We start from the raw sequence: 13,876 nt of genomic DNA on the forward strand, positions 1-13,876 counted from the left end.
ACACGTGCCTGGCAATGACCGGTATCCAGCCGAAACCGTTAACACAACCGCCGGAATCGACCGACGGCATCCGCTGCAAAGCCGACTTCAACAAGACGAAGGCCGCTTCAGGCTGATTGCAGCCGCTCCAAACTTCACTGCCAACGCCCGCTTCTTGGCCCACTGCTGACTGCCAAGCAACGTAGGGGTCCAAACGTCCAATGGCCAACCCCTCCGGGGAACTCCCTAACTAGACAGCCCCGATGAGACTTGATGCAATGCAACATCATTTCTCGCCTGTTGCATGAAACTCGTCGGCTTTTGGCTGTTGGTTCTGCTCGCTGTGCTGGTGCCGGCGACTGCTTCCATTGCCACGTCAATGCTGTGCCCGACGGTGTCGGTGGCCAAGGCCCAGGATCGTGGGCTGCTGACCAAGGCGGCGACGACTGCTGCAAAGCACGCCGTGGTCTCGGGATCTCACACCCGGGTCGCTCAGGTGAAGGCGAAGGCAAGCAAGAAAGCCGTCCCGACCGACCCCCAGGCCGAGCCGTGCTGCGACGGAACGCCTTGCAGTCAATGCGCCAGCTGCGGCACCTGTGCCTCGATCGCTGCCACCGCCGACCTCGGAACGCATGTCCGCCCGGTCGCCATTTCGCCGCTGCCCGAGCGTAACGGGCCGCGCGCGGAGTTTCTGCTCGCGGGGCAGGAACGTCCCCCTCGAACCATCTGACTCAGCATTACCGCTGGCCGGCGGCATGTGCGATTGCGCATGTCCGACCGGTCCGGCATGGGATTGGCTGAGTCACATGTCTGGGTCGACGGGCCGATTCTATTGAATTTCCAGCTGCCTGCAGCGGCAGCACCTCCCCGTCCCACTTCATGTGCTCGCCAACGAACAATTGGTTCGAAGGTGCTTTGAGTTCGTGTTCAGCCCGCCGATCGGTCGGCAGCGCGCGGCACCCAACTGGATGTACATGATGTCTAAGAATCTCTCGCAAACTGCGGTCGCCGCGGCCGTTCTGCTTCTCGTCAACAATGCCATTGCTCAACAGGCGCCTGAAGCCGCTGCTGGCCAAGCATCCACGCTCGACAAGGTCCAGATCACCGGCAGCCGCATCAACCTGAAACAGGCCCAGATCTCGGGCGTCGGCCCTGTCACCGTCATCGACGCCGAGGCTATCCAGCGCACCGGCGCCATCTCGGCCGAGACCCTGCTGCAGCGCCTGCCGGCCTCGGCTGGCGGCGCCGGCAACCAGACCAACGCCTACTGGACCGGCAACGGCTACGGCACCACACAGGTGAACCTGCGCGGCCTGGGCATCAACCGGACCCTGGTGCTCTTGAACGGTCGTCGCGTCGTCAACGGCGGCACCGGTGCCAACAGCTCGGTCGACCTGAACATGATCCCGGTCGCGATGATCGAGCGGGTCGAGGTGCTGAAGGACGGTGCCTCTGCCATCTATGGCGCCGATGCCGTCGCCGGCGTGGTCAACATCATCACCAAGACCGGTCTGAAGGGTGGCGAAGCCTCGGTGCGCTATGGCGAGACCTCGCGCGGCGATGGAGACGAGACCGCCGTTGACCTGTCCTGGGGCCTGCAGGCCACTGGCGGCTCCCTGGTCGCCGGTATCAACTATTCCGAGAGCGGGACCATCAACATGGCGACGCGCGCACCCTGCGGCCTCGGCGAAGTGAACGGCAAGCTGGAATGCGTGGGTAGCTCCGCCACCATCGGTGGCCGTGCGCGCCTAGCCGATGGCACGCGGATCAACTTCAACCAGACGCCCGGCAGCGGCGCTGCCTACGAAACCTATTCGGCCACCAAGCACAACTACAACAGCAACCCTGCGCTGAATGCGGTCAACCCGATCAAGCGCTTGGGGCTGAGCGCCTTCGGTACTCTGAACGTGAGCGAGAACGCCCAGCTGTTCACCGAGATGCTGTTCTCGCACCGCGAGTCGAACCAGTTGGCCACGCCGGGCTCCCTCGGCGTCTATCGACCGATCAACATTGCAGCGAACCACCCGACCAACCCGACCGGGCAGAGCCTGGTGCTGGAGCGGCGCCGGCTCGAGGAAGGTGGAACGCGCACCTTCTCGCAGGAGTCCAACATCTTCCGCGTCGTTGCCGGTGTCAAGGGCAGCATCGCCAACAACTGGGACTGGTCCGCGGCCGTGAACTGGGGCCGCAACACCGGCATGGATGGCACGACCAACGTGGCCAATCTGGACCGCGTGGATCTGACGCTGGATCGCACAAAATGCAGCACGGCTCCCGGCGCTGCCATTCCCTGCGGCAACTACCTCGGCTACGGCAATGTCACACCCGAGGTGCTGCGCTACATCATGGCAACCACGCGCGACACCGGTGGCAACGACCAGAAGGGCGTCAGCGCCAACATCAGCGGCGAGCTCTTCACACTGCCGGCCGGCCCGGTCGGCTTCGCAGCTGGCGCCGAGGCACGCAAGGAGAGCGGCTGGCGCAATCCGGACAACCTGACCGTGCTCGGCATCGCCAACACGAACAAGGCCGACCCGATCGCTGGTTCGTACAACGCCCGCGAGGTCTATGCCGAGCTGGCCGTGCCGCTGCTGAAGAAGCTGCCATTCGTCGAGTCGCTGCAGTTCAACACAGCGGCCCGCTATTCCGACTACAGCATGTTCGGCTCGAAGAGCACCTACAAGGCGGGCTTGGACTGGCAGCTCGTGCCCAGCCTCAAGCTGCGCGGCAACGTCTCGTCGGCCTTCCGCGTGCCCAACATTCCCGAGCTGTACGGCGGCGTGTCCGAGGGCAACCTGACGACTACGGACCCGTGCAGCAACTGGAGCACGCTGCCGACCACATCCATCGTGTCGCAGAATTGCAAGGCCGCCGGCGTGCCAGCTGGTTTCAAACAACTGGGCAACACCATCCTGACCACGGTGGGTGGCAACCCCAAGTTGGAGCCCGAGGACGCAAAGACGATCACGGCCGGTGCGGTCTGGACTCCGTCGAAGATGCTTACCCTGACGCTGGACTACTACAGCATCAAGATCACCAACGCGATCCAGAGTGTTGCAGGCTCGACCAAGCTGGCCACCTGCTACAACACGCCTGGCTTGGCGCACATCTTCTGTAGCCCGTCCAGCTTCACCCGCAACAAGACCACGGGTGAGATCGACTTCCTGTCATCGCAGCCCGTCAACGCGGCGGACGAGAAGATCTCCGGCATCGACGTCGGCGCGCTGTACGAGTTCAACCTGGCTGGCTTCACGACCACGTTGAGCGCTGAGCTGTCGCACCTGAAGAACTACCAGGTGCGTCCGTTCCCGGGTGCTGCGGCCATCGACTACACCGGCAAGATCACCGGCGGTCGTGGCAGCTACACCCAGTGGCGTTCGCTCAGCTCGCTGACGATGGCCAAGGGCCCCTGGTCGGGTTCATACACGCTGCAGTACATCGGTTCGGCCGACGACATCAACGCTGCGGCGACCGACATCGGCGCCAAGGCACCTGCCATCACCTACCACTCAGCTCAGCTGAAGTACGCCTACAGCAAGCAGCTGGACTTCGCGATCGGCGTCGACAATCTGTTCGACAAGAAGGCGCCGTTCATCAAGTCCTACACCGACGCGAACACCGACACGATGACCTATGACCTGCAAGGTCGTCGTTGGCACCTTCGCGCCGGCTATCGCTGGTAAGCCTCAGAGGCACCGCAGGCTCGGCCTGCGGTGCCTTCAGAGCGCATCACATGCTGTGAGACACAAGCTATGAACCTACCCTTCTGGGTGCGCCGAGCCCACAAATGGATCGGCCTCATCATCGGCGTCCAGGCCTTGCTCTGGATGCTCAGTGGCGTCTACATGACCGTCATCTCCCTGGATGTCATCCATGGAGACCATCTCGCCCATGTCTTCGATGAGCCCCTGGACCGCGGCAGCGAGCGGCTGGACGTCGAGCAACTTGCGAAGCTGCGTCCGGGCTTCGAGTCCCTCAAGCTGAAGAAATTCCTCGGCAAGGAAGTCTACGAGCTGCGCACAGGCAAGCAGGCCAGCCTGGTCGACGCCCGCAGCGGTGCACTGCTGAGCCCGCTGCCGCGCGAACAGATCGTTGCCCGCGCCAAGGACATCTACCAGGGCGAGGCCGAGATCCGCGAAGTGACCTGGATCACGCAGGCGCCCCAGGAAGTGGCCAAGCGGCCGGTGCCGATGTGGGCGGTCCGCTTCGACGACCGCGCCAACTCGACGCTGTACTTCTCGCCGGATACCGGCGACCTGCTCGCACGGCGTCACGACCTGTGGCGCTGGTTCGACTTCCTGTGGATGTTCCACATCATGGACTACGACACCCGAGACGACGTCAACAACAGCCTGCTGCGCGTCGCAGCCGGCGCCGGCCTGCTGTTCGCGCTGAGCGGCGCCTGGCTGGTCTTCTACAGCTTCCGGCGGAGGGCCCAGGCATGACTCCCTGGATGCGCAAGATTCACAAATGGATCGGTCTGCTGATCGGCCTGCAGTTGGTGCTGTGGATGTGCAGCGGCTTCGTCATGAGCCTGCTGGACGCGGAGAAGGTGCGCGGGCGCGAGTTCCGCGCGCCTGCGGCCGCCAAGCAGCCCTGGCCGGCCGAAGCCCAGCTGGTGAGCCCGCTGCTGGCTGCCTCGCGTGAACCGGCCCAGGTCATCTCGACCGGCTGGCTTGTCGACCGGCCGATCTACCGGCTGGCCAGCGAGAAAGCCACGCGCCTGATCGACGCTCGCAGCGGTGAACGCATCGAACTGGATGCGGCGCTGGCGCAGCGGCTTGCCGAGGCCTCCTACCGAGGCCCGGGCAAGGCGATCAAGGCCGAGCTGGTCGATCGCTCGCTGGAGACGCGCGCCCACGAAGGCAAGGTCTGGCGGGTCGACTTCTCCGACGAGGCGGACACCACCGTCTATCTGTCGCTGCAGGGCGACGTGCTCGAGCATCGCAACAGCACCTGGCGCCTGTTCGACGTGTTCTGGATGCTGCACATCATGGACTACAGCGGCCGCCAGGACTTCAACAACCCGCTGGTCGTCAGCGCCGCGGTGGGCGGCTTCTGGCTGGCCCTGAGCGGCATCTGGCTGCTGTTCACCAGTTTCAGCCTGGCCGAGTTCATCCCCAAGCGCTGGCGCGGCACCCGTGCGCTGATGGTCCATGCGCCGGACGGCAGCAAGCTGCGAAGCCTGCGCGCCCATGCGGGCGACTCGGTCTTCGTGGCACTGGCGCAGCAAGGGCTGCAGCTGCCGTCCAACTGCGGTGGCGGCCAGAGCTGCGGCCTCTGCGAGGTCCGCGTGCGGGGCTCGGCACCAGCGGCCACTTCCGCTGACCGAGCGCTGCTGTCGCCGTCCCGCATCGAAGCCGGCTGCCGATTGGCCTGCAACCTGATGCTGGACCGCAACCTCGACATCGAGGTGCGTGGTGGCGCCGATCTCGGTGCGATCCACGATGCCGAAGTCGAAAGCGTCCGTGCGCTCTCACCCTTCTTGCGTGAGGTCGTGCTGCTGCCCAAGGAAAAGCCCGGCCCTGAATACCGCCCTGGCTCCTTCATCCAGGTCCATGTGCCTGCCTACAAGATGGGCAAGCACCAGATCGACGCACCCGAGGATCACCGCTCGGCATGGGCAGGCCTGCATCTGCCGACGCAATGGACCAGTGGCGCGCTGCTGCGCCGCTCGTATTCCCTGTCAGCGCCGGTGCAGCAGACCGACGGGCGCCTGACGCTGCTGGTTCGCTTCTGCCATGGCAAGCAGGGGGGCAAGAACCATCCGCCGGGCAAGGGGTCGGCCTATGTGTTCGGGCTCAAGGCCGGCGACAAGCTGCAGTACAGCGGGCCCTTCGGCGACTTCGCCATCCAGCACGGTGAGCGCGAAAAGATCTTCATCGGCGGTGGCGCCGGCATGGCGCCGCTGCGGGCGATGATCCGCGATCTGCTGGAGTCGGGTGCGGGCGAGCCCATCCATTTCTGGTACGGCGCCCGTACGGCCGTGGATGCGCCCTATGTCGATGAGATGAACGCGCTGGCGGAGCGCTTCCAGAACTTCAGCTGGCAACTGGTGCTGTCCGACCAGCGCGACGGCGCAGCAGCGACGGGGCTGGTTCACGAAGCGGCCCGCGAAGGCCTGCTCAAGGACCATCCCGATATCCAGGCATGCGACTTCTACCTCTGCGGCCCGCCGCCTATGCTGGCTGCCACCCGGGCGATGCTGAAGCAACTGGGTGTGCAGGATGATCGGGTAGCTTTCGACGACTTCAAGATCTGAAACGGGGCGTGCGGCCAGCGTGCAGCCGGCTGCAGCGACATGCCATAGTTTGCCCGCACGCCCTTGCCGTCGAGCCCATGCCGCTGCCTTGCCGTCTGTTCCTGATTGCCATTGCTTTCGTCTGCCTGTCAGTCCCTGCAGGAGCCAAAGCCCGGGTGGGCTGGTTGTCTCTGGAGGGCTCACCGAAGCGGGCGGCCTCTGGCGTCGTCGAATCGAACATCCAGGCGCCTGCTCCCGGCGAGCAGGCGCGACGCTGGCTCGTCGAACGCCTGCCTGGCTTTCTTCACCGACAGGACACCGCCAGCGTCGCACGCATCGAGCAGTTGGTTGCCGCCGGTGGCGAGACCTACTGCTATGCGAATGCGTTGCGCACGCCACAGCGCGAGGCGACAGCGCTGTTCAGCGACGCGGTCCTGCATCGTTTGCCCAGCCGCGTCATCATCAGGGCTGATCGCCAGGCGCTGCTGAAGCCTCACCTGAACGACAAGGGGCAGGTTCAGCTGCGTTCACTCGTGGGCGACCGCAAGCTGCTGGGCGCGGTGACCATCCGTCGCAACTACGGGCCCTTGATCGACCCGGTGTTGTCCGGGGCCGCCGACATTCAGCGCGTCTCCCACTACGACACGCCCAGCCGGATGCTGATGGCTCGCCACACCGACTGGATCATTTCCGAACCTGCCGCCTTGCGCGGGCTCGTCGACAACGATCCCAGCCTGCCTCGCACGCCGACGCGCAGTTTCGAAGTGGCAGGGCCCTCGGCACTGGTGGTCACCTACGCGATGTGCAGCCGTACCGACACGGGGCGTGCGGTGGTGAATGCGATCAATCGATTGATGGCGAACCATGTTGAGCGGCCTTGGGAACGCCCCTACGTGGAATTGCTGGATGGCAATGAGCGAGCGGACCTTGCCCGCATGCTCCAGCAGCAACCGCGTTGAGCATTCGGGACGCGCCAATGGCGCGCCGGATTGTCTCGTTGCAGGCACCATGGCGGCGCCAAGGCCCAGCGCTGGCGAGCTGCGGCATAAAACCTCATGAATCGACATCTGATGCAGGTTCCAGCTACCTCCCGCTATCCGGCGCTCAGGGGCGGAGTGCTGGCCATTCTGGCTGCCACCTTGTTCGGTATCAGCACGCCGCTGGTCCAGACGTTGGGGCGAGGCCTGGGTCTGTTCACGACGGCCGCCCTGCTGTACGCCGGTGCGGCCCTGGTCGGTGGACTGCTTCGCCAACCTGTGGAAAGGGAGGCGCGCATCATGCGCTCGGACCTGCCCAGATTGCTGGCCATGGCTCTCTTTGGCGCCGTCGTCGGCCCCGTTGCATTGGTATGGGGCTTGCAGCGCAGCAGCGGGAGTGGGGCATCGCTGATGCTCACGCTGGAGGCCCTGTTCACCGCCTTGCTGGCCTGGCGACTCTATGGCGAAGGCCTGGGCCGACGGGTCTGGACCGCAGTGTTCTTGCTGTTGACTGGCGGCGCAGTCCTGGTACTCGAGCAGGGGCTGAGCGGTACCGACCAGTTCTGGGGATTGCTGGCCGTGATGGCGGCGACGGCGGCCTGGGGCATGGACAACGCTCTGTCCCGGTCGCTGGCGGAGCGTGACCCAGGTCAGATCGTATTGGTCAAAGCGACGCTGGGGGCCTTCGCGACCCTGAGTCTGGCAGTTATAAGCGGCGAAGTGCTGCCTGGACTCGGCCCCGCGGCGGGCTTGTTGGCAGTTGGTGCGACCGGTTATGGTCTGAGCCTGCGCTTTTACCTGCTGGCGCAGCGGTCCTTCGGCGCGGCTCGAACCGGATCGGTGTTCGCCTTTGCTCCCTTCATCGGCGCCGCCGTGGCACTGCTGCTCGGTGACCGTTCAGCTAGCTGGGGCCTGGTGTTCGGGGGGCTGTTGATGCTGGTCGGCGTCGTGGTGCATCTGGCTGAATCGCATGCTCACGAGCATGAGCACGAGGCGCTGGAGCATGAGCACGCCCACACGCACGACGACGGCCACCACGACCATGGGCATGATCCGATGCCTGTCGGGCCCCACAGCCATCGACACCACCATGAGCCGATCCGGCACAGCCACGCGCATGTGCCTGACGTGCACCACGCGCACAGACACTAGCCGGCGGGGTCTAGGAAAACTGCGTGCGTTTGCGCAGGCCTGCTCGGGCGCTCGTCGGGGCCGGGGCCTGGTGATGGGCATGCCCCGCAGCGTCGTCCAGACCGGCAAGGTTGTCCAGGATCGGGCACTCCGGCCGCTCGTCGCCATGGCAGCAATGAACCAGGTGTTCCAGCGTTGCCTTCATGGCGAGCAACTCCCTGGCCTTGGCATCCAGTGCCTCGATGTGCGCCTCGGCCATGGCCTTGACGACGCGGCTCGGGCGGCGCCGGTTCTGCCACAGGCCCACCAGTTCGCCGATTTCAGCAATCGAGAAGCCCAGGTCTCGGGCCTGACGAATGAAGCGCAGCGTGTTCACTTCGTTGCTGCCGTACTGCCGGTAGCCCGACTCCGTGCGCCGGGCCGCCGGCAGCAGGCCGACCTGCTCGTAGTGGCGGATCATCTTGGCCGAGACCCCCGAGGCCTCGGCGGCTTGGCCGATGTTCATGTCTTCCATTGAAATGCTCCTGTTCGCGCTGACACACTCGTTCACCGGGCCTTCCAGCGGCGCAGCAGCAGGGCGTTGCCCACCACGCTCACGCTGCTGAAGGCCATGGCCGCACCGGCCAGCATCGGGTTCAAGAGCCCGAAAGCCGCCAGCGGCACACCGACGAGGTTATAGATGAAGGCCCAAAACAGCCCGCGCTTGATCGTGGCATAAGTGCGGCGCGAGATGTCCAGCGAAGCCGCGACCAACTGGGGGTCGCCGCGCATCAGCGTGATGCCTGCCGCCTCCATGGCCACGTCGGTGCCGGTTGCCATCGCGATACCCACGTCGGCCGCGGCCAGCGCCGGTGCATCGTTGATGCCGTCGCCGACCATGGCCACGGTCTTGCCCGAGGCGCGAAGCTGCTCCACGACCGCGGCCTTGTCTGCCGGCAGCACCTCCGCATGGATCTGGGCGATGCCCAGCGCCTTGCCGACCGCCATGGCGCTGCCGCGGGTGTCGCCGGTCAGCAGCACGGTCTCGATGCCCAGCTCATGCAGATGCTCGACAGCCTCCTGTGCCGATGCCTTTGGTGCGTCGCCAAAGGCGAGCAGGCCCATCAACATCTGCCCCTGCTCGGTTTCCTGCGTCAGCCAGGAGATGCTGCAGCCCTGGGCCTCCAGACGCTGTGCGTGCTCGGACAGCGGACCCCGTTCAAGACCTAGTTCACGCAGCAGCCGGCTGCTCCCCAAGGTGAGCCGCTGGCCGCGAGCGATGGCTTCGAGGCCACGCCCGGGCAGTGCTCGTGCAGCCCGCGCCTCGGGGACAGGCAAGCGCTCGTCGCGCACCTTGTCCATGATGGCTCGCGCCAGCGGATGCTCACTGGTCTTCTGCAGGGCGGCGGAGAGCGCAAGCACCTCGGTGTTCTGGAAGCCTGCTGCAGCGTGGACAGCAACCAGCACCGGCCGGCCCTCGGTCAGGGTGCCTGTCTTGTCGAACACCACGGTGTCGACCGCATGGGCCAGCTCGAGCGCCTGTGCGTCCTTGATCAAGACGCCGTGCTGCGCGGCGACGCCGGTGCCGGCCATGATGGCGGTCGGCGTGGCCAGGCCCAGCGCACAGGGGCAGGCGATGACCAGCACGGCCACCGCGTTCACCAGCGCCTGCTCCCAATCGCCCGTGGCGGCTACCCAGCCCACCAGTGTGAGTAGGGCGATGCCGAGCACTACCGGAACGAAGACCGCGCTGACCCGGTCGACGATGCGCTGGATCGGCGCCTTCGCCGCCTGTGCGCTCTCGACCAGGCGGATGATGCGAGCGAGGGTGGTCTCGGCGCCGACGGCCGAAGTCTTCAAGCGCAGCACGCCCTCGGCATTGACCGAGCCGCCCGTGACCCGGTCGCCGGCCGACTTGGCCACGGGCAGGCTTTCGCCCGTGATCAGCGATTCATTGACATGGCTGCTGCCCTCGACCACCTCGCCATCGACCGGAATGCGGTCTCCCGGCCGCACCAGCACCAAGTCGCCGACGCGCACCAGGCCCACCGCCACCTCGGTTTCGACGCCGCCTCGCAGCACGCGCGCCACGGCCGGGCGCAGTGCGTTGAGTGCCTGCAGGGCCGCAGTCGTGCTGCGCTTGGCACGCGCTTCCAGCCACTTGCCCAGCAGAACCAGGGTGACGACGGCGGCCGAGGCCTCGAAGTAGAGGTGAGGCATGCCGTGCTCGGCGTGCTTCAGCAGCAGGTAGACCGAGAGGCCGTAGGCGGCCGAGGTGCCCAGCGCCACCAGCAGATCCATGTTGCCGCTGCCTGCTCGTGCGGCCTTCCATCCCGCGCGGTAGAACCGGGCTCCGAGCCAGAACTGCACCGGCGTGGCCAGTGCGAGTTGCAGCCAGCCGTCCAGCGTCCAACTGATGCCAAACACCTGCAGCAGCATCGGGGCGACCAGTGGCAGTGTGAGCGCAGCGCCGATGACGGCCGGAGTCCAGTCCGGCAGCGCGGGTTGCGCAGGAAGCGCCGTTGCGGGCTCGACCGGACGAGACTGGTAGCCCGCCTTCTCGACAGCCTGCCCCAGCTCAGCCTCCTGGACCGTGGTCAGCGCCTGGACCGTGGCTCGCTCGGTCGCCAGATTCACAGACACGGCCGACACGCCAGGCACCTTCAGCAGTGCCTTCTCGACCTGGGTTACGCAGGATGCGCAGGTCATGCCGAGGACCTGCATATCAAAAGTAGCCGGCCGGCCCGGCATCGCGAGGGAAGTGGACATGACGTCGCTCCAATCAGCTTGTTCAGGTTTCGGCATGCTCAAGCCTCCAACGAGGTGAAGGTCAAGCGCTCGCGTGGGTGGTCATGGTCGGTGTGGGGGTTTTTTAAATCAGCGCTTGACCCTCCAACGGTGTCAAGGCTGACAGTGGAGTTCCGATCAAGGAAACCACCGGAGATCCAAGATGATTGCCTTTGAAGTGAACGACATGACTTGCGGCCATTGCGTCAGCACCATCACCAAGGCGCTGAAGGCCGTCGACCCGGCCGCACGCATTCAGATCGACCTGGCCACCCATTGCATCCAGATCGAGCCGACTGAGGCGGATGCGGACGAACTTGGCGATGCAATCAAGGAGGCCGGCTACACGCCCGTGGCCGTGACCGACGCGGCCGCTTGTGCGCCGGCGAACTCATCGGGCTCGTGCTGCTGCCGCTGAAGCCTGTTCATCCCGTACACTTTGACCATGAGCAAGTTCTGGCGGATCGCATTGGCATGGCTGCTGGCCATGGCGTTGCCCATTCAAGGGTACGCCGCCCAGACCATGCTGCTCTGCGGTCCCGCCAATCATCAGAGCAGCCTGCTCGACGAACATGCAGGGCACGCTCATGACCATGCCGGCATGGTCGATGACGACGCCTCGGCTCATTCGATGGCCCAGGATGGAATGTCCGCGCAGCAGGGCGACGAGGCGACCTCCGCCCAGACCAAGCATGCGGGCAAATGCAGCGTCTGCTCTTCCTGCTGCAGCGTCGTCGCCATCATGACCAGCATCGTGAGCTTCGCCGTGGTGAAGCCCGATCTGCCCGAAGTTGCTACCGTCAAGTTCGCCCACGACCGTGTGATGGTCGGCGGGCTCGAACGCCCCCCACGCTTCTCTCGCGCCTGACGAACCGGCGCTGCGCGCGCGAGGCCGCAGCTGCCGTTTCCTGAACCTGCACCGGACGTGTCGTCTCGACACGGCGATCCGGCCGCAGCCTGTCAGTTCACAACGAGAGAAGCACGATGAACACCATCGCATCTGGCGTGGCGCTAGCCCTGGCGGCCACGACCTTCTGGCTGGCGCCCTTGGCGTCCGCCCAATCGACGGCGCCCGAAGCGCGGCGGCCCGATCCCATGAACCCCAAGGCGCAGGTCCCTGCGCTGGTCTACCGCTCCGCCTTCCAGAGCTACCGCCCGAATGCCGAGGTGGAGCTTGGTTCCTGGCTGGACGCCAACAAGGCCGTGCAGCAGGCCGGCGGCTGGCGCGCCTACGCCAAGGAGGCGCGCCAGCCCGACGAAGCGGTCGCACCGCTCCCGGCGGCTTCGGCCGCGCCCGCTGCGTCAGCGCCCGCCAAGCCGGCGAGCACGCCAGCCGGTCACGCGCATCACTGAGGGCCCCGCATGAAAACCTTCAAGAAATTGCCAATGCGCCTCACGCTGCTGGCGGCGCCCCTGCTGCTGGCGGGCTGTGCCAGCCTCAGTGGCAATGGCGGCATTGCACCTGTCCAGGATGCAGCCAAGGCACATCTCGGCGCCAGCCTCGTAGCGGCAACCACGGACAAGGACCTCGACAGCATCGACCAGCGAGTGAGCGAGTTGCTGGCCAAGCCGCTGACCGCCGATGCCGCGGTGCAGATGGCCCTGTTGAACAACCGCGGCCTCCAGGCCAGCCTCCAGGAGCTGGGCGTGGCTGAAGCCGAGATGGTGCAGGCCAGCCGCATGCCCAACCCCGGGTTCAGCATCACCAAGCTCAGGCGCGGCGACGAGCGCGAGATCGAGCGCGGCTTCTCGTTCGACCTCGGCCATCTGGTGGCGCTGCCGCTGACACGCCAACTCGAAAGCCGCCGCTTTGCCGCCGTTCAGCGCAGCGTGGCGATGGAGATGCTCTCGCTCGCCGCCGAGACCCGCAAGGCCTTCTATGCGGCCGTGGCGGCCGAGCAGATGGCGGGCTACATGCGCGACGTCCGGGGCACGGCCGACGCGGGCGCCGAGATGGCGAAGCGACTGGCCCAGGCCGGTAACTGGACCAAGCTGCAGCAGGCGCGCCAACACGGCTTCTTTTCCGAGGCTGTGCTGAATGTTGCACGGGCCGACGCGGCACGCGTCTCGACCCGTGAGCGGCTGACCCGGCTCCTGGGTCTCTGGGGTGCGCAGGCCGCCTACACCTTGCCCAGCCGTCTGCCGGAACTGCCCGCCGAACCGCAGGACCAGCCGGATATCGAGCAGACCGCGATGGCTTCGCGCCTGGATGTGCAGGCGGCCAAGACCACGGTGGAGGCGACTGCCAAGTACCTCGGGCTGAGCAAAGTCACACGGTTCATCAACGTTTTCGAGCTCGGCTACCAGCGCAACACCTCGAACGAGGCGCCGCGCCAGACCGGCTACGAGCTCAGTGTCGAGATTCCGCTGTTCGACTGGGGAGACGCGCGCATCGCCAAGGCGGAGGGCCTCTACATGCAGAGCGTGCACCGGGCCGCGAAGACGGCGGTGGATGCCCGGTCCGAGGTCCGCGAGGCCTACCAGGGCTACCGCTCGGCCTACGACATCGCGCGCCACTATCGCGACGACATCGTGCCCACGGCCAAGCGCGTGTCCGACGAGAACGTGCTGCTCTACAACGGCATGTTCATCAGCGTGTTCGAACTGCTGGCCGATGCCCGCGCGCAGATCGCCGCAGTCAACGGTTCGATCGAGGCGCTGCGCGACTTCTGGGTCGCGCGCTCGGATCTCGACATGGCGCTCGTCGGCAAGCCCAGCCTGGGCGGCAGCGGCCCTTCTGCCTCGGTGGCAGGCACGGGCGGTGGCGCGGCAGCGCATTGAT

Annotated in this window: 12 protein-coding genes; 10 read left to right on the top strand and 2 right to left on the bottom strand. The window is 66.0% G+C overall.

The annotated features are described in order from the left end of the window. Positions 1-283 precede the first annotated feature (283 nt). The 6 genes from J7U46_RS19320 to J7U46_RS19345 all read left to right on the top strand — a co-directional run bounded on the left by J7U46_RS19320 (position 284) and on the right by J7U46_RS19345 (position 8,349). Positions 284-709, top strand: a complete 426-nt coding sequence (locus J7U46_RS19320; RefSeq protein ID WP_282828799.1) for a hypothetical protein — start codon at positions 284-286, stop codon at positions 707-709. 247 nt (positions 710-956) lie between these two features. Next, a complete protein-coding gene (locus J7U46_RS19325; protein ID WP_282828801.1) occupies positions 957-3,662 on the top strand; it encodes a TonB-dependent receptor in 2,706 nt (901 codons plus the stop codon). Positions 3,663-3,731: 69 nt separating this feature from the next. Continuing rightward, positions 3,732-4,424, top strand: a complete 693-nt coding sequence (locus J7U46_RS19330) for a PepSY domain-containing protein (RefSeq protein ID WP_282828803.1) — start codon at positions 3,732-3,734, stop codon at positions 4,422-4,424. Continuing rightward, complete coding sequence (locus tag J7U46_RS19335; RefSeq protein ID WP_282828805.1) at positions 4,421-6,241, top strand: 2Fe-2S iron-sulfur cluster-binding protein; 1,821 nt, start codon at positions 4,421-4,423, stop codon at positions 6,239-6,241. The genes J7U46_RS19330 and J7U46_RS19335 overlap by 4 nt, the downstream gene beginning before the upstream one ends. A 77-nt stretch (positions 6,242-6,318) precedes the next feature. Continuing rightward, entirely contained in the window at positions 6,319-7,179 is an 861-nt protein-coding gene (locus J7U46_RS19340; RefSeq protein WP_282828807.1) for a hypothetical protein, read from the top strand. Positions 7,180-7,275: 96 nt separating this feature from the next. Then, positions 7,276-8,349 (top strand): DMT family transporter, encoded by a 1,074-nt coding sequence (locus J7U46_RS19345; RefSeq protein ID WP_282828809.1) that lies wholly within the window; start codon positions 7,276-7,278, stop codon positions 8,347-8,349. A 10-nt stretch (positions 8,350-8,359) separates the two neighbouring features. Here the strand turns inward: J7U46_RS19345 and cueR are convergent, their stop codons facing one another. Together cueR and J7U46_RS19355 are read right to left on the bottom strand one after the other, a co-directional pair. Further along, positions 8,360-8,833 carry a Cu(I)-responsive transcriptional regulator gene (gene cueR / locus J7U46_RS19350; RefSeq protein ID WP_282829152.1) on the bottom strand — a complete coding sequence of 158 codons (474 nt, stop codon included), beginning with the start codon at positions 8,831-8,833 and terminating at the stop codon, positions 8,360-8,362. Positions 8,834-8,874: 41 nt separating this feature from the next. Next, complete coding sequence (locus tag J7U46_RS19355; RefSeq protein ID WP_282828811.1) at positions 8,875-11,076, bottom strand: heavy metal translocating P-type ATPase; 2,202 nt, start codon at positions 11,074-11,076, stop codon at positions 8,875-8,877. A gap of 181 nt (positions 11,077-11,257) precedes the next feature. Between J7U46_RS19355 and J7U46_RS19360 the strand changes: the two genes are divergently transcribed. The 4 genes from J7U46_RS19360 to J7U46_RS19375 all read left to right on the top strand — a co-directional run bounded on the left by J7U46_RS19360 (position 11,258) and on the right by J7U46_RS19375 (position 13,875). Then, positions 11,258-11,512 (top strand): heavy-metal-associated domain-containing protein, encoded by a 255-nt coding sequence (locus J7U46_RS19360; protein ID WP_282828813.1) that lies wholly within the window; start codon positions 11,258-11,260, stop codon positions 11,510-11,512. Between the two features lie 27 nt (positions 11,513-11,539). Beyond that, the gene (locus J7U46_RS19365) at positions 11,540-11,962 is read left to right on the top strand and encodes a hypothetical protein (RefSeq protein WP_282828816.1); all 423 of its coding nucleotides are present in this window, start codon (positions 11,540-11,542) and stop codon (positions 11,960-11,962) included. A 116-nt stretch (positions 11,963-12,078) separates the two neighbouring features. Further along, the gene (locus tag J7U46_RS19370) at positions 12,079-12,447 is read left to right on the top strand and encodes a hypothetical protein (RefSeq protein WP_282828817.1); all 369 of its coding nucleotides are present in this window, start codon (positions 12,079-12,081) and stop codon (positions 12,445-12,447) included. A 9-nt stretch (positions 12,448-12,456) separates the two neighbouring features. Further along, positions 12,457-13,875, top strand: coding sequence for a TolC family protein (locus J7U46_RS19375; RefSeq protein ID WP_282828819.1), 1,419 nt, complete (start codon positions 12,457-12,459; stop codon positions 13,873-13,875). Position 13,876 lies beyond the last annotated feature (1 nt).

The sequence above is a fragment of the Pelomonas sp. V22 genome, assembly GCF_030014915.1.
Taxonomy (GTDB): Bacteria; Pseudomonadota; Gammaproteobacteria; order Burkholderiales; family Burkholderiaceae_C; genus JAUASW01.